This is a genomic window from Pseudomonas mercuritolerans (genome assembly GCF_025706525.1).
Classification (GTDB): Bacteria; Pseudomonadota; Gammaproteobacteria; order Pseudomonadales; family Pseudomonadaceae; genus Aquipseudomonas; species Aquipseudomonas mercuritolerans.
Window position 1 is genome coordinate 19,741 of record NZ_JAMSHA010000004.1, and the last position, 19,004, is coordinate 38,744.

10 protein-coding genes are annotated in these 19,004 nt (G+C 59.7%); 4 read left to right on the forward strand and 6 right to left on the reverse strand.

Annotation, left to right across the window (positions count from 1 at the left end; translation table 11 throughout):
* Positions 1–38: 38 nt before the first annotated feature.
* From ND528_RS12205 to ND528_RS12220, 4 genes are read left to right on the forward strand one after another with little or no spacing between them, the layout of a single operon-like run.
* Positions 39–3,695: a Tc toxin subunit A gene (locus ND528_RS12205; RefSeq protein WP_263470420.1), complete on the forward strand. Its 3,657-nt coding sequence runs from the start codon at positions 39–41 to the stop codon at positions 3,693–3,695.
* A 32-nt stretch (positions 3,696–3,727) separates the two neighbouring features.
* Positions 3,728–6,415, forward strand: coding sequence for a neuraminidase-like domain-containing protein (locus ND528_RS12210; protein WP_263470421.1), 2,688 nt, complete (start codon positions 3,728–3,730; stop codon positions 6,413–6,415).
* On the forward strand, positions 6,412–7,824 hold the full coding sequence (locus ND528_RS12215) for a Tc toxin subunit A-related protein (RefSeq protein ID WP_263470422.1): 1,413 nt from the start codon (positions 6,412–6,414) through the stop codon (positions 7,822–7,824). The genes ND528_RS12210 and ND528_RS12215 overlap by 4 nt, the downstream gene beginning before the upstream one ends.
* Entirely contained in the window at positions 7,817–12,121 is a 4,305-nt protein-coding gene (locus tag ND528_RS12220) for an Ig-like domain-containing protein (protein ID WP_263470423.1), read from the forward strand. Before ND528_RS12215 ends, ND528_RS12220 begins: the two co-directional genes overlap by 8 nt.
* Positions 12,122–12,134: 13 nt before the next feature.
* Here the strand turns inward: ND528_RS12220 and ND528_RS12225 are convergent, their stop codons facing one another.
* The 6 genes from ND528_RS12225 to ND528_RS12250 are packed head-to-tail and all read right to left on the reverse strand — an operon-like array spanning position 12,135 to position 18,833.
* On the reverse strand, positions 12,135–13,463 hold the full coding sequence (locus ND528_RS12225) for a DUF58 domain-containing protein (protein WP_263470424.1): 1,329 nt from the start codon (positions 13,461–13,463) through the stop codon (positions 12,135–12,137).
* Positions 13,460–14,461 (reverse strand): AAA family ATPase, encoded by a 1,002-nt coding sequence (locus ND528_RS12230; RefSeq protein ID WP_263470425.1) that lies wholly within the window; start codon positions 14,459–14,461, stop codon positions 13,460–13,462. Before ND528_RS12230 ends, ND528_RS12225 begins: the two co-directional genes overlap by 4 nt.
* The gene (locus tag ND528_RS12235) at positions 14,458–15,621 is read right to left on the reverse strand and encodes a DUF4350 domain-containing protein (protein WP_263470426.1); all 1,164 of its coding nucleotides are present in this window, start codon (positions 15,619–15,621) and stop codon (positions 14,458–14,460) included. The genes ND528_RS12230 and ND528_RS12235 overlap by 4 nt, the downstream gene beginning before the upstream one ends.
* Positions 15,618–17,156: a DUF4129 domain-containing protein gene (locus tag ND528_RS12240; RefSeq protein WP_137214018.1), complete on the reverse strand. Its 1,539-nt coding sequence runs from the start codon at positions 17,154–17,156 to the stop codon at positions 15,618–15,620. Before ND528_RS12240 ends, ND528_RS12235 begins: the two co-directional genes overlap by 4 nt.
* Positions 17,143–18,120, reverse strand: a complete 978-nt coding sequence (locus tag ND528_RS12245) for a stage II sporulation protein M (protein WP_263470427.1) — start codon at positions 18,118–18,120, stop codon at positions 17,143–17,145. Before ND528_RS12245 ends, ND528_RS12240 begins: the two co-directional genes overlap by 14 nt.
* The gene (locus tag ND528_RS12250) at positions 18,117–18,833 is read right to left on the reverse strand and encodes an RDD family protein (protein ID WP_263470428.1); all 717 of its coding nucleotides are present in this window, start codon (positions 18,831–18,833) and stop codon (positions 18,117–18,119) included. The genes ND528_RS12245 and ND528_RS12250 overlap by 4 nt, the downstream gene beginning before the upstream one ends.
* Positions 18,834–19,004 lie beyond the last annotated feature (171 nt).

The window sequence follows — 19,004 nt, forward strand, 5'->3', positions numbered from 1 at the left end:
CCCCGCCAGCGCACATCAACTGTTCAGGGACTGACAGCATGGCCAGTAAGAGTACGGCAAAAAAACCCAGCCTGGAGTTGTTCGAGCAGGTCTTTGGCGAGCAGCAGAGCCTGGAAAAATTTGCCGGTCTGAGATCCTGGCTGGAGCGTGGCGAGTCGATTTTTCCCTTGGTGGAGAAGGGCGCCGAGGGCCTGGCGAAAGACTTCGACATCAATGTCGAGGAGGCCAGGAGGTTTCAGCGTCGGTTGAATGGGCTGGCGGTTTACCTGCGACGGCAGTTCATCGAGCAGTCATTGACCGGCGAGCCGAAACCGCCACCGTACGCGGCGGGTGGGTTCAACACCGGGCCCAGTTACGAACTCCTGTTCCGCCCGGCATTTGACCAGTTCGCACCGGTTGGCGCGCTTGAAGATGCCACGGGAGTTGTCGCTTATCTGGTACAGATGTGGAAGTGGGCCGGGGACAATATCGAAAAACACGGTGATGCCGATGAGGTAACCGGGAAGATTCCTATCCGCAGGCGTCGGGCCGATATCAGGGAACTGTTCATCGACCACAACGCGATGCACCAGACCGTTTCTGCAGTAAATATCACTCTCAAGGTATTGGAAAGGTTTAGCGGCAGAACCGAGCCGGAGCTGGAAGATGCCATGATCCTGCGGCGTTATCCGAATGGTTTGCCCTACTACAAGCATTGGGCAACCATCAATGCGGTGGTTGCTCATCACAGTCTGTCAGTGGGGCATTTTGCCCGCTGGACAGATATCGAATACCCCAACTTTCTGCTTCCCGAGGCTTGGGATGACGATGCCGGTCGTGCGCTGGCCCATGCCTCGCGGCTGGGACCGTTCCAGCGAGAGTTGTTGACCGAGCAGCTCATTCCCGACGACGCCGACACGGACACCAAAGAGGCATTCTACTTAAAGAATTACGGTACAACCGGGGTGGACTGGCAGAACCTCAATCAAGTGGAGTTTTTCGCTCAGCGCACCAAGCTGGATGCCGAAGGCCTGGAAGCTTTTCTGTCAATTCGCCGTTACGCACCAACACGGTCGGCCAACGTGCTTGTTTATGCGCCTTTCGCTGCGCAGGAAAGCGAGCGTTGCGGTTCAGTCTTTATCAATGGCGGCGAATCACCCGCCGTCAGTGTCAATTACGAGAATCTGCTGCACCGATTGAGCCAATCCCCCATGAACCCGGGACGATACGATCGGATGAACCGCAAGCGGCGCCTGGATCTATGGCTGAAGCTGCCTCCCGAGGAGGTCGATTCGCTGCTGGTTGCTGCGGTCAACGCCGAGTGGGCTGGCATCCCCGATGGCTCTGAAAAACCTGTGAAACCGGCCATCGGGGTTACCGACCATACCGTGCATGCGTTGGGGTTGTTCCAGACCTTGCGTGAAGGCTTCAGCTGCAAGGCTGCGGATTTCGTGGTGTTTATCGACGCGTTCTCAATCTATGGCCGCGGGCAGGTAGCGTCACAATTTGATCAGATCTTCAATAATGTCCAGGGAGACTACCGCGATCCATTGCTCCTTGATAACGCTGTGTTTCCTTTGCTACCGGCGCAGGGTGTGCCCGAATTCACCGTCAGCCGAATCTGCAGCGCACTGGAAATCGACCTGCAGACCTACCAGTATCTGGCGCTGGCGATCGCCCGTGCCCATGGCCGAACCGACACGCTCGAGCGCAGCCCGCAGGTTCTGTCGGCGTTTTACCGCCTGGTGAAATTGCCCCGCTTGTTGGGCATGACACCTGTAGAGGGGCTGTTGATGCTCATGGTGCTTGGCGGGGAGGCGTGGGCTGACGGTCTGGCGGGCGTTCCGGTGATCAAGGGAAAACCCACGGCCGGCGACACTGTCCCCGACGTGTTGAACCTCATTTCGGCACTGGCTGCATGCCGCTACTGGTGTCGTACGCGCAATTTGCCCGTGCTGTGGATGCTGCAACAGGTGGCCGATCTTCAGGTATCCAATGTTGCGACCGAGCCAGAACTGCGCTTGTTCGAGCAGGTCCGCAATTTGTTGGGCGAGGCATTATTGACTCATATCGGATTCGTGACCGCCGGTGTGCCGCCGCTGGTGGGCCGTGACTGGAAAGATCTGCTGTCTTCGCTGACTGACCCGCTGGGTCTGGTGAAATCTCGCGAGGGCACAGAAGACCAATACGTAGTCTTCGCCAGAGAGGAACTCGACAAGGCGGTCAGGGAGGGGCTGGATGAAGATGACAGCAGTGTGCGTGCTCCCATTGTCGAAATCATGCTCACGGTTCTGCTGCAGGCGCGTGCCGCTCAGCTTTCAGTCGCTCGGGAATGTCTGGCTGTTTATACCGGGATGGATGCAGAACGGGCGCTGAAGACTTTGAACTGGGCGAATTCGAGCGTCTACGAGCTGTTGGTCAGAATCGTCGAGCAGATGGGTGAAGACTGGGCGCTGTCACGCACCCTGCGCGAGGAACCTCTTGATCCCCTGTTCGTTCTGCTGGCTGACATACGTCGGCTCAGTGCCGTCGTGGCCGAACTGGACATCAGCCTCGAAACCCTTGATGCGCTGCTCGATCACGGGCTCAACGATTGGTGGGAGCAGGACGGCTCTCAAGACTTCACCGTCGCTACCCTGTACTACCTGACGGTTCTGACTCATGCCTTCGAGATCAGCAAGCAGCCTCATACCGAGTTGCTTGAGTACTTGAGGCAGATCCACGAATTGGGAGATCCAGAGAAGTTGTCCGCCGACGCGCTGCGCCTCGCACAGCAGGCGTCGGAGGTCTGGCTGGCCCGGTTTTTCGACTGGAGCGAGCAGGACGTGCACGAATGCATCGGGCGAATCGACCCGCAATACAGGCTCTTGAAAAATCTCAGGCAACTGGATCTGTTGGTCCGGATACGCGAACTGGCCACCCACACCAACATGGATGCGCTGACCATTTTTCTGCTGGGAACGCTGCCTGAAACCGTCGACAAGCCGGTTTACAAAGACGCTGCCGAGCATGCCTCGTTGAGTCTTGGGGAAACGGCGCCAGCGGTTCGCCCATCCGCCGAGCTGCGGGCGCCACTCATTAACATGAAGATCGTGCCGAACAGCTCTGAGGTGATTGCCGGAAGTCCGGAAAAAATCATCTTCACCATCACGCTGACGGACCAGGACGGCCACGCGCTCAGCGGTGTGTCCATTCGCGGACAGGCCAGTCTTGGCACGCTGATCATCGGCCAAACCCAGCCAGGAACGGGTGTCGCCACGGCAACCTACACGCCAGGAAAGGTCATGGGGGCTGAGCGTCCGCTGTTCTGGGTGCCCTTGATCGCGCCGCAGGAGGGGCCGCTCATCCAGTTGACCGACGACGGCAGGAACCTGGATTTCCCCGCGCCTTTCATGTCCAGAGTGCCTACCAGCGTCGTGCCAGTGGGAAAAGCGGTCGAGTTATCGGCCGTTCTCATGGATCGCTTCGGCAATCTGGGCAAAAACCGCTGGGTGCGTTGGTCCGCCACCGCTATTGGTGACGAGCCTTTACTGGCGGTTGAGGCGGTGATTCGGCCCCAGCAGGGCCAGACCACTCAGCAAGGCGTTGCCCGAGCGGTTATCTCAAGTCCGACGGGAGGCACATTCATTTGCACCGTGCTCTCGGAAACCAGCGAGAAGGCTGTGGATTTTGCATTGATTGAGTTCGCGCCTCTCCCCCTTCCAGATGAAGCATGACGTTTGCGCCGCCCCGCCAGAAGGTGAAGATCATGAGCCAAAGCATCATCAACGATTTGCTGGAACAACGTCGCACTGCACTGACGGAGTATTGCCTGGGCCACTTTGGCGAGAGCGGTGGCCGGTTCAGCATCATGAAGAACGCAGACCATCTGAATGAATTGCTGCGTCTGGACTCGCTCGACACGCAAAAAGTGCCCAGTGCACTGGGTGCCGAGGCGATCAGCTGCGCGCAGAAGTTCATCAATGCTGCCTACCGCAAGCTTGAGCCGGGGTATTCGAAGACAGAGTTCCCTGAAGAGGATCTGAAACGCTGGGAGCTGTACAGAAACTATTCGGACTGGTCGGCGTTGATGTCGCTCCTCGTTTACCCGGAAAACTACATGACGCCGTTCGCGCGGCCGCGCACGACTCGTTTGTTCCAGGCGCTGATGACCGATCTGAACCAGACGCGGTTAAGCACCGATTCGGTATTGATCGCTTTGCGCAACTATCTGAAGTCCTTTGAAGAAACCTGCAACCTGGAAGTCGTCAGTGCTTTTATGCATGGCACCTCGGCCGTGGATGGGCGCTATTTCATTGTCGGCCGCGAGCGCGTGGCGCCTTACCGATACTTTTGGCGCGAAGCGCAGATTGAACTGACGCCGACCTGTACCTGCGTCAATCCGGCAGCGTGGAACGAGTGGGAATTGATCGATGTCGGGGCGACCGGAACCGTGCTGGATGTGCGCCCGGTATTCTGGAACGGCAGGCCGTGTCTGGTCTGGGCCGAGCTTGCAGACAAACTCGGCGAGAAAGGCAAGGACGGCTATGTTCCCTACAAGGTGAGCATCAACATAGCGTTCAGATCGCAGAACGGTGACTGGTCGCCGGCAACAAATCTGCAAAGCATTCCGGATCTCGCGGCCCATCCTGCAGTCGGTAGCCGCTTGATTGCCACTGTCCGTGTTAGCGAAAGTCATCCCAATGGCGTTCTTGGCATCCTGTTTTTCAATGGTGAAGTAGCGCATACGCCTGTGGTGCGCGATGCACTGTTTCGCTCTCGGCCGGAATATGAAGGCAGTTGGCTGGAAATGCTGGCGCAACGTTTCGACAGTTTTCTCACTGTCCAGCATTCGCTGACCGAGCAGATGCGGCCAAAAATAGTTACGACGATCGCGACGCCCGGGACACTGACTGCCTTCTACGAACTGGATGCTTTTCTGCTTGCTCACTCCACGGGAGACATCCTGGTTGTCAGGGGGATTTGCAGGTCAAATGCCCCAGAGGTGGTGGCAAGCACGAGTGTTTGCGCTGGTTTCGATTTGATGCTGACCAGCGAACCCTCGGACGGGGATCCGAAGCAAACCAGTGGGGAGCGTTCAATAGCTGGCGGATGGGCCACCGACTGGCTTGCCTACAAGCGTGGTTCAGGCGGCTTCACCAGTCCCCTCACCTTCACTTTCGGCGCTACTGATGCCTCTGCACCCTATGGCCGTAAAGAATTCGTGCTGACAATGACCGGCATCGCGGGTTTCGACCCCGCAGTACTGGAAAAGAATCAGCATGACGCGGCGCAGTTTCTGGCCTTCAACAATCCGCAAACATTGGCACGGGTACGCCTCAATTCGCTGTTCGGTCCGCAGTTGGTCGGGCTCGCCAATATTTCCATTGATGCGGTGCTCGCCTGGCCGACGCAGTTTCTGGTTGAACCGCCCTCGGAAGCCGGGCCGGTCGATGAGCCCAACGGAGCCTTCAATGGTGCCAATGGCCTTTATTTCTGGGAGTTGTTCTTCCATCTGATTCATCTGGTGGCTATCCGCTTTCGCGACGAAAATCGTTATCGCGAGGCTGAAGCCTGGTGGCGCAGGGTGTTCGATCCGCAAGCGACCGCGCAGGTTTCAGATCCCCCGCAGCCAGGCGACAAGCCGGATTACTGGCGCTGCCGGCCGTTGGTGAGTCCCGGCAATGCCGGCCCCGAGTGTCTGGTAGAGGATGATCCGTACGCCATCAGTTACGCGGCGCCGCAGCACTTTCAGATCCTCACCTTCATGGAGTTCGTCAAGAATCTGGTCGAGGAGGGGGACTGGTATTACCGTCAGCAGACGCGGGACAGTCTGGTGCTGGCCAAGGAGTGTTATCAGCAGGCGCAGGACCTGATGGGCGACCCGCCTTCGGCGCGCTCGGTGACCGATTGGCAGACACAGACTCTCGGAGCGCTGATTGACCAGAGCGAGCGCCCGACGCTGGAAGCGTTCGAGAGAACGCATGTGTATTCCCTTGCCGACGTACCGCCCTCGGCTGATTTCGCACCCGCGATGGGGCTGCTGGCGACACCACCCTTCAAATTGCCGACCAATGATCGTTTGCTGGCGCTGATCCAATTGCCTCGGCAGCGCCTTCACAACTTGCGTCACTGGTTGACCATTGATGGCAAACCGCTCGAATTGCCGCTGTATGAACCACCGGGTGATCCTGCGCAACTGTTACGTGACCTGGCAGCAGGAAACAACGCCGGGCCACGGCGAATGGGCGGGCGCCCAGTCATAAACGGTTATGGCTGGCGAGTGACCAGCGAATTTGCCCTGCGGTCTGCACAGGAGCTGCAAAACCTCGGCAGTGAACTGCTGCGCTTCATGGAACAGCGCGACACAGCGCAACAGGTGAGTTGCAACAAAGGCATCTGCTGGAACAAGCCGAATGGACGAAAGCCATTCAGGAAAAATCCCTCGCTCAGATGAACGTGACGCTGACGGCTTTGCGCCAAAGTCACGCCGCCGTCAAGCAACGCGCCGATGAGTACGCCGCGTGGTTTGACGAAAACGTCACGGCAGAGGAATACAAGGTCATGGATGACCTGCACGCTGCCAAGGAACTGAATCAGGGCTCGGTGGCTGTTCAGGCTGCAGCGGGAGCGATTTCGGTCATTCCCAAAGTCTTTGGCATGGCCAACGGCAATGCCTTTCCTGAAGGTGTTCTACATGCCATCGCCCATGGCTTGCAGATTGCTTCCATGGGCAAACAGGCCGACGCGGAAAAAAGAGCGGTGACCGAGGGCTATCGTCTGCGACGCCGCGAATGGGGTTTGCAACGTAACCTGGCGCTCGCCGAACTGCTGGCGCTGGACGAGCAGATCAATGCGCAGGTAATTGCCGTAGAGGCTGCCCAGGCCAGTTTGCAATTGGTCTTGCAAACCAATCGTCAGTCTTTGGCGGTGTACGACTTTCTGCACAAACGCACTGCCCACAGCCAGCTTTATGATTGGTTGCTGGGACAACTCAAGGCGTTGTACTACCAGGCTTATGATGCAACTTACAGTCTGTGCATCAGTGCCCAGGCATCGCGCATTGCACAAACCGGTGATTACGACTCACAGACGGTTTTGCCCCAGGCATGGTCCGAGAAGCATCACGGTTTGTTGGCTGGTCAGCAGTTGGTTGGCTTTGTGATGCGTGAGCAGCGCGATCACTTGCAAAGCTTCGAGCGACGTATCGAGCGGGTCAAGACCGTTTCCTTGCGTCAGCTCTTCGCTGATACCGTCGAGCCTCAGCCTGATGCCCCCGACTGGGCGACGGCGCTTGAAAACCTGCAGGCTGACGGACGGCTCGCCTTTTGCGTGAGTGAGCTGAACTTCAATCGCGACCATCCCGGTGAATACTGCCGGTTGATCCGCTCGGTTGAATTTGACTGCCCAGCGTTGCTCGGACCCTACGAAAACATCAGGGCAACATTGACCCAGACTGGCAGTCGTACCGTCGTCCGGCCAGTGCCACAGGCGGTGGAATATCTGCATGACCCCGACAGCAAGCCAGCGCCTGCCGATGTGGTGTTCAACACCCGCTCGGGCCAGCAAATCGGCATTTCCCAAGGCGTTGCTGATGATGGGCGCGTCATGGAGGATGAGGATCCGGGGTTGCTTCGCGCTTTTGAATGTTCGGGGGCGGTTTCCTGTTGGGAAATCCATTTTCCGTGGTGGGGCGAGCCGGCTCAGTCTGCCGTGCTTGCATCCATTACCGACCTCATCATCACTATCCGCTATACGGCCAAGGCCGGTGAGCCGACCTTCATACTGGCAGTGGAAAACCTGGTGACAGAAGCCGCAGCGAAGGCTTTGAAACGCAACGCCGAACGGAGCCGCCATCATGCTTGATCCCGATATTCAGGCCGAGCGCAATCTGATCCTCAATGGCGACTTCTCCCAGAGCCTCGCGCAGTGGAAAAGGGGGCCGGTCAACCCGGCTTATGTCGTGACCAGGTCCGATCAATTGGAAAGTGGCGAGCGCATGAATATCCTCTCTGCCATGGACGGTTCTTCGGCTTATCAGGAGATCAGCCTATTCAAAAGTTCCAGTAACGACGTCAGGTATGTCATCAGCTTTCTTTGTGAAATGAACCACGATGAGGAGGGCCTGCTGGAGCTCAGTGTGGCCGGGCTGCCTGATACGCAGAAAATTCCCTTGCTCGTGGGCGCTCGCCGCGATCGAACGGTCGATCTTCTGCGCCAGCGCGATGGCCTGCCTCGAATGTTCCGACCGCGCTCGTACATAGTGGATGTGACATTGCCGCTTGTGGATACCGACATTCTCAAAGTCCACGCCATCAGTCCGGTCAACAAGGAGGGCGACTACTTCTCTTCGTTGCGGATCACCCGGATCAATCTTCAGTTGCACTTGCCGGCGGCGCGGGTGTTGACGCTGCAACTGGACGGGCAGCAATTGCCAGTGGGCCTTGCCGTGCCTCTTTGTCTGGGCGCGCTTGGTTCGGCAGCGCACCGCTTCAAATGCATCCATGCGCAGGATGATACCTGGCAGGGTACACGGGCGTCGTTGAACATCAAAAGCAACCCACAGGGCGCAATTGTCGCCGATCCGGATTGGGGCAGGGATAAACCGCTGGATGATTCCTGGAGTCTGGTTTGCCCGGAACTTGACGGCGAACCTCCCTATCTTTTCAACCTGCAGTTATTGAACGAGTTCAACGCCCCGGAACTGGATATCCCGGTATCACTCGGCGACCACCGCCTGAAGTTCATTCAACTGAAAGAGGCAGCGCATTACGTGGTGATGGAGCACGGCCAATCCATCAGGGTTGGCGTCTGCGTCGGTTCGTATTACACCGACAAGGTGCTGGAGGGAATAACAGTCACCTGGACGGTAGACGGCACTGACGCAGGAACCACGACGCCGACCGATCGTGAGGGCTGGGCCTGGTTTGAACAACAACCGAGCGCGGCCGGCGATGTGCAGATTCAAGCTTCGGTCGAAAGCCTTTACTACGCCAGCGGCGTGGTGAGTCAGGCCTTTGAAGTCAAGGTGCTGGCGACCGACCCTTTGCAAGAGGTCCGCACGATCATGGCCGCTGGAGACGAGCGGCCGTGGGAGCAGAAAGACTATCCCAATCGCGGAACGACCTATCGTTTGCAAGTCCGGTTTCCCCAGGTGCTGTGGGACACAGACGTGACATTGCACTGGAGTGGTGACTCTGCCGAGAAGCTGGGAGTCACTGTCACGCCGCCGCTTGAAACAGCCGCGCGTATAGGTCCGGATGGACTGCTTGAGTATCGATTTGCTAACGAGGACAGGCAGGATGGCCAGTTTTCTCTGCGGTTGACCTCTGCGCATCTGTTGGAAAGTTCGCCGGCCAAACCCATGTCGCTGGCGCGCAATGTGGTCATGCCCGGTGAGGTGCGAGGGCCGGACAGGATTTGCGTGGTGGATGAAAACCACAGCGCACGAATGTGGGTGCAGGTGCTGCACAAGACAGCATCAGGAACCGGTGGCCCGGTAGAGGGAGCGCTGGTTTTCTGGAACGAGCCGGACGGGAGCGTGACCAGGACCCTGACAGGCGCGGGAGGCTGGTCCAGTCATGGGCATCAACCCGCAGCTGCGGGGGACCATCGCGTGACTGCCACCATCAAGGCTCACGAAGAAGCCGAGCCGAGCGAGATGGAGTTCGTCGTCAAGGCGATTGCGACCAGTGTCTGGAATGAGCATGTGACGATCACTCTGGATGGTCAGGCAATCGATCATCAGACCATCGGATTGGTTTGCCGGCATGGCCAGACACACGTGCTGAAGGTCAGCCCTGCTGCCGACAGCCCGTGGATCGGCAGCAAACGCATCAGTCTGGATTGGCGAGAGGGCGATCCACTGATCGGTCTGAACCCGGCTGATCTCGGCGTTTCTTTCCCGCTGGGGGCTGATGGATTGACATGGAACCTGTCTTCCAACGCCGACGAAAGTCTGAGCAGACCCTTCGAGTTGCGTTTGCGGGCTGATGCTGTTGCAGATGATCGCGAGTTGTGCGGGCGATTCGTCAATCCGGACCTGGCTCGGGAAGTTGGCGTCAGGCTGGATCGAGTAACGGCAGCACTCGATGGGCAGAAGCTATATCCCTGCCTCGGTGCGGATCATCAGTTTACCGTCTGCCTCAATGAGCTAAGCCCGCTGGTGGGCCTGTCAGCAGCGCTGGAGTGGTCGGGAACGCCTGCCGACGAACTGAATGCGATCGTGAGTCCGCCCTTGAAGCAATCGCAACCGCTGGGTGCAGAGGGCGCTTTCTGGCAACTCGGTTTCGGCAGCAGCACAAGGGCGGGCAACTTTGCGCTCGCTGTAAACCTGCCTCAATTGGTATTCGTCGCACCCGTCACACCAATGGAATTGGGACATAACGCCTTGAGTTTCAATTTCATACTCGAGTCACCGGTGGATCCGGTAGTCGATCTCGATCAGGCCTGGACATGGGCTAATGTGGTGTCGCGTTTTACCGCATCGGCAGTTGCCGATGTGCCGGTCACCTGGCGTTCCGGCGGCGACCCTGTAGCGGTCAATACTGACAGCGATGGTAACTCCGGCTTCGCCGTGCTTCCCGTGAGCACCGACATGCAGACAGTGCAGGCGACATTGTTCAGTCTCTACGACAATACCTCAGAGCACAGAAGCGCTACCTTCAAACCGTTGGCAGAAGATCTCTGGCCGCGAGTCAAGGTCAGTTTCGATGGTCAGACCAGTCAGGACTGGGGCGGGACCACCGGTTTCCCGCGTCGCAAAGGCAGGCACAGTATCGTGGCGTTTTTCCCGGAAGAATTTAACGGGCAGACCGTACGTATGGGGCATACCGGCACTGCGCCCACGGTATTGGGCAATCACTATGAGCCAGAGTTGGGCATGGCGCAGGTTGTCACGAATGGAATGGCAAGGTTCGCGTTGCGCGCGGGAGATTTCACGGACGGCAGTTTTGCGTTGCGGCTCTGCGCCGAACGGCTGGCCCGGCTGTCGCCGGCCAACGCGATGTCGCAGGGTTCAGGCTCGCAGGTGATGAGGATCAGCTCGGCGGCCAGCCATGCCGGTTCGCAGCTTCTTTGGGGAGATGTCTTTGAAGAGGCGATCCAGGTCGTTTCGTCCATCAGTGCAAAACCGATGGCAGGAGTGCTGGTGACATTTACGCACCCTGACCTTGGCGTTCTGAACGCCGAGACCGACTTTTACGGGAGGGCGAAAGTATGCTTTGTTCCCACAACGCCAGGTTCCAGTCAGGTCATCGCAACCGTTGGCGATGCGGACAATTGGGCTTCGATAGCGATGGATCTGGTTCTCGCCCAACCGAGACAGATCGCAGAGCTTTATGAGCCGTCCGACGCCCGGCAGCCTCCCGACGAAGCCGCAGTGCATGCGAAAGCCAGAGTGACTTCTGCATTGACCGGACAGCCCTTGGCCGGCGTGCCTGTGACCTGGGAGTTCAACGGGCAGATAGAGCGCTCTGTGACCGATGACGAGGGTATCGCTGACTGGACGTTCATGGGTTTGGGTGATGGCGTTCTGTCAGCGACCGTTGAAGGAGGGCTGGCCGGTTGGGATATGGCTGTATTGACCTATACCGGGCAAGCGCCGGTGATTGAATCGCTCAGTTGCGACAGGACAATTGTTTATCGTGCAGATGAGGTGAACGCCTGGGCCGTAGTGAAAGCCAACCCGCAAGGCACACCCGTAACAAACCTGCCAGTCGATTGGCAATTCGCTGGCAAATCGCTGCCGTCGTCGGTTTCCGACGAGCTAGGAATTGCGCCGGTAAAATTCCAGCCTACTGAGGTCGGCCAGTTTGATCTGGTGGCTTCGCTGAATTCGGGCGCGGTTGCGCTGGCAAGGATCAACGTGGTTGCCCGACCCAGCGTCATCTTGCGTTCCATTTATGCAGTGCCCCTCATCGGCCAAATGGGCAAGCCTGTGACGATCGCGGTGCAAGTGGTAAAAAATCTGGCTGAGCCAGTGGTCGATATGAGCGTGCTCTGGACCGTTGATGATGTTCCGTTGAGAGGGACTGTCAGCGATGACAAGGGATGGTCGAAGGTGGTTTTTGCACCGGTTGAAACTGGCTCGGTCATTGTCAGGGCAAGCGTGAATAACCCTGTAGGTACAGCCGAAAGTTCATTGACTCTGGTCGTAGTCTGAGCCAGCGGTCGCGCTAGAGCGTGGCGGATTTTTTCCAGTCAAGGTAGCGGGTCACCAGCGCGGCCCCGAATTGCGCGGACCGAACATCCATCACTGCTACTCCATGAGCATTCAACCGCTCATGGAGTTCGGCCCGTTCATTCAAATAATCTACCGTGCCGCAGTAGGCCAATGCTTCGGGCAGCGTTTGCACCGCGGTCTGGCGCAGTGTATCCAGCGCTTCTTCCCGCAGGCTCGCCACCAATACCCGATGGTGCACGCTCAGGCGCTTGACCGCGCCCAGCAGTTGATCATCTTCATCGCGCAAATTGGTCACCAGCACCACCAGCGCCCGGCGCTGTTGGCGAGCCAATAACTGGCTGGCGGCAGCTTGATAATCGGCAGGACGTTGCGTGCTCTCCAGGTCATGAACAGCGTTGAGCAAGACGTTCAGTTGGCCGCCTCCTTTGACCGGCTCCACGTGTCGCGGCTGATCACCGGCAAAGGTATTCAGCCCCACCGCATCGCCCTGACGCAGCGCTATATAACCGAGCAGCAGACAAGCATTGAGCGCATGGTCGAAGTGCGATAGCTCACCGTCCCGACTGCGCATCTGCCGGCCGCAATCAAGCAGGAAGATGATCCGTTGATCGCGCTCGTCTTCGTACTCGCGGGCAATCGGCGTGCGCTGGCGGGCGGTGGCTTTCCAGTCGATCTGGCGCAGGCTGTCGCCCTCGCGAAATTCGCGCAGCTGATGAAATTCCTGACCCTGACCGCGACGTTGGCGCTGGCGTATGCCGAGCTGACTGAGCCAGTTGTCGACGGCGCGCAGCTCACCGCCGTAGAGTCGGGCGAAGTCGGGGTAGACGCGGGTCTGATCGACGACTCCGAGCAGGCGTTTGCCTGACCAGAAACCTAGAGGACTCGGCAGGTTGACTTCGCACTGATCGAAGCTGAAATGCCCGCGTCTGGTGGGGCGCAGGCGGTAGCTGATGTGGCTGACATGCCCAGGTTGAAGCTCAACGGTCAGCGGCAGATGTTCAAACGCGAGGCCGTCGGGGACGTGGTCGAAGAGATTGACCTTCAGTGGCTCGGCAAACTCATGGGCAACTTGCAGATTTATCTCTCCCCAGCGCCCGAGTGCCAGGCTGCCAGGCATCTGCCGCTTGATGCGTGGCGAGGGCAGGCGTCTGAGGCGCACAGCGTCGATAACCGCCAAGGCCAACAGCGCCAGCAGCAACCCCCGGTTGACCGAAATCAGGCTGGACGGGATGTCGGTCTGCAACGCCTGCAGGGCGCCGAGCACGATGCTGATGACCACCAGCAGGGCCAGCCAGATCAGCAGCAGACGCGAAGGTTTCACAGGCGCGGCGCCGGCACTTTATCGAGCAACTGCGCAAGCACGTGATCGACTTGCAGGCCTTCGATATCCAGTTCCGGCGCGATGCGCACGCGATGGCGCAGCACCGCCAGCGCGCAGCCCTTGATGTCATCCGGAATCACGAACTCACCGCCGCGCAACAAGGCGCGGGCACGGGCGCAACGCACCAGCGCGATCGAGGCGCGCGGCCCGGCGCCTAGGGTCAGCCCCGGCCAGGTGCGCGTGCTGCGCGCCAGGCGCACGGCGTAATCGAGCACCTGATCGTCCAGCGGCAAGTCACTGGCGATACGTTGCAACGCTTGCACATCCTTGGCCTGCAACACCGTGCGCAGCGGTTGCACGTCGAGCATGTCGGCGCGGGTCGAACGACAGACCTGGCGGACCATGTTCAACTCCTGATCGGCGTCGGGATAATCCATGCGCACCTTGAGCATGAAGCGGTCGAGCTCGGCTTCCGGCAGCGGATAGGTGCCTTCCTGTTCGATCGGATTCTGCGTCGCCAGCACCATGAACGGTTGCGCGATCGGCAGCGCGCGCCCTTCGAGCGTCACCTGGCGCTCCTGCATGGCTTCGAGCAACGCCGCCTGGGTTTTTGCCGGCGCGCGGTTGATCTCGTCGGCCAGCAGCAGGTTGGTGAACAGCGGGCCTTTGCGCAGCTTGAACTGCTCGGTCTGCAGGTCATACACGGCGTGACCGGTGACGTCGCTGGGCATCAGGTCCGGGGTGAACTGGATGCGCGCAAACTCGCCGCCGAAACAACGCGCCAAAGCGCGCACCAGCAAGGTCTTGCCCAGCCCGGGCACACCTTCGAGCAGCACGTGGCCGCCGGCGATCAGCGCGGTCAGGACATCGTCGACCACCGCTTCCTGGCCGATCAGCGCCTTGTTCAGTTCATTGCGCACTGCCTGCGCCAACTGGCTGGCGCGCTGGCGTTGCTGGGCAGCGTGAGTCACGCTGCCGGGCTCGATCTGTTCAGTCATAACGCGTTCCTCAAGGTTTGCAGATGAGCGACCTGACGGCTGAATTCGGCGCTGGACAAACGCTGGTTCGGACGTGGGCTCAGGGCCTGGCTGATGGCGCGGGTGGGTTGCCGGGTCAGGCGCGATAACGCCAGCCATCGCTCGGCCACATTCAATTGATCGAAACCGGGATGGCGGCGGCGGGCGCGGCGAAGGATGTCTTGTTGCAAGGCTTGCAGCAGCGCCTGCTGGCCGTTGTGACGCAGGAGGAAATCGGCGCTGGCACGCAGATGCTCAAGCAGTTGGCGGCGACCTGCTGTTGCCGGCATTTGCACCGGACCGTGGCGCACGCCGGCCTGCCACAGCCACAGGCCGATCAAGGCGAGCAGGGCGACTATGGCCTGCGCAAAATAGCGCCAGAGCAAGGTCCACAAGCCATCGTGCGCGGTGTTGTAAATCAGCGTGACGTCGGTGTCGGCGCTCAGGTACCACAGTAGCCAGGCGTTGTCGTATTTGCCGATGGCCGGGGTTTTCCACAGCTCCGCATCAGTGACTACGGTGACCGTGCCGAGGCCGTACACCCGTTGCATCATGTGCGTGGCTTTGGCGCTGTTGGCCCAGGCTTGCGCGACATTGTTCGGGTCGTCGAGGTGGAAGTCGGTGTCGAAACCGGCGTAGGCCGGCGCCTCTTCGTCCTCCAGATACAGCTTGGTCAGTTTCGGGAAGCGGTCCTTTTCCACGTCCACTGATGGATCTTTCAAGTCTTTGCTCAGCGATTGATGCAGTTGCACCTTATCGAGAAGCAGATCATTACTTCGCCCGGTTTGCGCATCCCACAGCGACTCGGCGACAAACACCAGGCGTCCGCCGGCGCGAGTCCAGTTCAACACCTGATCGACTTCACGCGGCGTCATCCGCGCGCGCTCGCCGAACAACAGCAGCGTATGACCGTGCGGCTCGGTGTGTGGCAGCACCGCCAGCGTCTCGGCGTGGTTGACCACAAGACCGCGTTCGCGCAGGAACATCTCTGCCGCCAGATAAGGATTGGCTTGCGCGGCAGGCGAGGGGCCGTGATCGACGGTTTCCTGATAGGGCCGGGCCTTGAGGTAGAGGAACAGGCTCAAGCCGCCCAGCAGCAGAAGCGCCAGCGTAGCCAACGACCAGCCGATGCGCCGGTTCAATGCGCGGATCCTTTGCCGAACAATTCACGCCAGCCGTTGCACAACTGCGCTTGCAAATGAGCCGGTGGAATCCGGTGTCCGTAGGCCATGTTCTGCCAGTGAACCGTAAGGGTGCGGCTGTAGACGAGCAGGTCCGGGCGTTGCAATTGCTCGATGCGTTCGAGGATCTGGTTTTCGGTGTCGGCGGTTTTCAGCGTCAGGTCGAAATCGTGCAGCAAATGGCTGAGCAGGCCTCGATAGAGCAGGCCCAGCGCGGCGCGAGGTTCGTTCAGCCACAAGCGTTCGGCGCTGCTGGCAATGTCATCCGGCAGGGTTTCACGGTTGAGATCCAGGCCGAAGACTTGCGGCGACGCCGGCGGTTTGCTGCGCGCTGGCAGGCTCGGTCGGCGGCTGACGAAGGCCCGGAGAAACTCGCGATATCGCCAGACCAGCCAGCCCAGCGCCGCGATCAACGCGCCCCACAACAGCACCTCAATCACGTTCGCCAAGGCATCAAGGTGTCGACCATCGAGCCAACCGAGAAGGGTTTTCAGCCACTGCGGTGCCTCACCCGCTTGCGCGTCTTTGGCCGGACTTGCCGGGTCGTCGCCAAAGCGATAGCGGGTGACGCTTTCCTTGTTCTTGAACGGCGGTTGTTCGAGCAGCGACTGGATGCTGTCGCGCGACGCCTGACTGGTCAGCGGCTGATTCAACAACCGAGGAGCATCCGGCGCATCGCTGGCCCACACCGGTTGCAGATTCGGCAGCAGCAGACACGCCGCCAGCAACATGCCGAGCACGCCTTTGTTCAAGCGCTGGCGCAAACGGCGAAAGACCAACTCGATGTCCCAGGCTTCCAGTTGTGTGCGGCGGTTCAGGTAGAGGCTGAAGCCGCAGGCAACATAAACCGGCTCCCAGACCACCAGGATCAGCGCATAAAAAGCGTTGGTCAGGTGCTCCAGCCAACGCCAGTCCTGATCGGCGGCGAGCAGCAGCGATTGCCAGTCCCAGTCGGTTTCGATCTGCTGCGGCAAGAGCATGTAGAACAGCAGCATCAAGCCGATCCACAGTGCGGTCTCCAGATGCACGCCGATAATTGTCAGCCATTGCGCGGCGCCGCCGTTGCGTTGCAGCAGCACCTGCAGACGTTGTTGTCGGGCCTCGCCGTCGAGGCCTTCGAGTTGCGTCACCGGCAGTACAAAGCTGCGACTCAGACTCAGTCGCCGCCAGGTCAGACTGGCCAACAGTTGCGGCCTGAGCAGGCGCGGCCATTCACGCAGGGCTTGTTTGAGCGTCGGGGTTTCGCCGAACAGCGCTTTGGAGAGAATGTACAACGGCAGGCGTTCGAAGGCCGGTTTCAGCCACCAGAAAATGAACACCGCCAGCGATGGCGAATCCCACAGCAACAGGCTGAGCAGGGAGAACAGCGGCAGGGTGACGATCGCCCAACTGCTCATCAACAATCGCCGATGCTGCTGGCTCATCAATACGCCCAGGTCCATGGCTTCCCAGGTCGTGCGCGGGCGGATCACTACGCTGGCGTCACTCAGGCGCATGGCGGGTCCTTCCGGCAAACAGCAGATACACCGCGACGGCCAGCCACAGCGCGGTGCCGACGGCGTATTTGGTCAGCGGCGTGACACTGGTTTTCGACGACCAGTAAGCCTCGATAAAAGCAGCGATCAGCAGGAACAGCATGACCCCGCACACCAGCAACACGCTCTTGCGCGCAGCCAGCCGGAGTGCCTCGCCGCGTGTCAGGCAGCCCGGTGCGATCAGCGCCCAGCCCAATTTGAGGCCCGCCGCTCCGGCGAGGGCAATCGCCGTTAGTTCGAATGCGCCGTGACCGATGACGAACGACCAGAAGGTCTGGCCAAAACCGATTTCGCTGAGATGCCCCGCCACCGCGCCGATGATCATGCCGTTGTAAAGCAGGAAAAATGCACTGCCCACACCCATCAGCAAACCGCTGGCGAACGTCTGGAAGGCGATGCCTGTGTTGTGCATCACGTAATAGCCGAACATCACCCAGTCTTCGCTCGCCGCCCGCTCGGCCGAGCGTCCGAGGTGGCCGGCAACGGGGTCGTACATCCCTTGCATTTCGCGCACCTGTTCGGCAGGGATCAGGTTGTAGATCAGTTCCGGGAACAGATAAACCACAACGGCGAAACCGATCAGGCTGGCGAAGAACAGAAGGCTGGCGACAGCTACGAAGCGCCACTCTTCACGCACCAGACGCGGGAAGTCGGCGAGGATGAACGCAAGGATTTGCGCGCCGAGGCGGCTGCGATGCCGGTACAGCTGTTGGTGGCCGCGCAGCACTTGCTGCTGCAGTGAATCAATCAGAAAACTGCTGTAGCCGCGCTCCTGGGCCAGGGCCAGATGTTGGCAGAGGCGACGATAAGCCTTGGGGAAAGCCGCCACTTGCGCGGTGTCCTTGCCCTGTTCAAGGCGTTCGAGCGCCAAGGCGAAGTGCTCCCATTCCGCCTTGTGACGACTTTCGAACAGGCTCTGCTTCATGGGGTCGGCCCCAACAAACCGCGCGCGATGCCGTTGAGTTCGGACACCGCTTTGGGTGCCGAAATATGCAGCGGCTGGGCCAGCAACGCCGCCAACTCATTGACCCGTGCGGGAGACAGCTCGGCCTGACGTTCGGCGAAGCCGAGCACGGCGCGTTGTTCGCTCAGGGTGAGTGGGACAGGGCAGCGACGAGGTTCTGCATCAGGCAATTGCGGTCGGCTCAGCAGGCGTTCGCTGTGGACGACCAGGGTGCCAGCGGCAATATCGCCGAGGCGTTTGAAAGTCGGGTGTTGCAGGCAACTGAGCGCACCGAGGAAATAGCCGAAGGGTAGTAGATCGACAAAGCGCAGCAGGTTGCGCAATAGCGAGGCCGACCAGCCGATCGGCGTGCCGTCATCGTGCACGACGCGCAAACCCAGCCATTGCTTACCCGGCGAGCGGCCCTGACGCAGCACCTCGAACAACACCATGTACCACCAGCTGATGGCAAACAGCAGCAAGGAACCGAGGCCCATGCCGAGCTTGCCGAGAAACGCCAGTGCGATAAACAGCACGCCGAGGATCAAGCCGCGAATGCCCAGATCGATGGCAAACGCCACGGCGCGCACCATCAATCCGGCAGGGCGCAACGGCAGGTCGATGCCTTCCGGTGTTTCGACCTGATGGCGCGTATCCAGCGGTGCTTTCCTTCGCGGTGCTGTGGGCTCGAGCATGGGCTACCTGATGTTCGCCTGTTCGGGGTGCAAGTGCGCCTGATGCTAGCAGCCTCTCGGGTGTGGGAGCGAGCCTGCTCGCGAATGTGGTGGGTCAGTCAGCGCATTTGCAACTGATAGAAAGCTTTCGCGAGCAGGCTCGCTCCCACAGGGAAAATGCGATTCACCTGT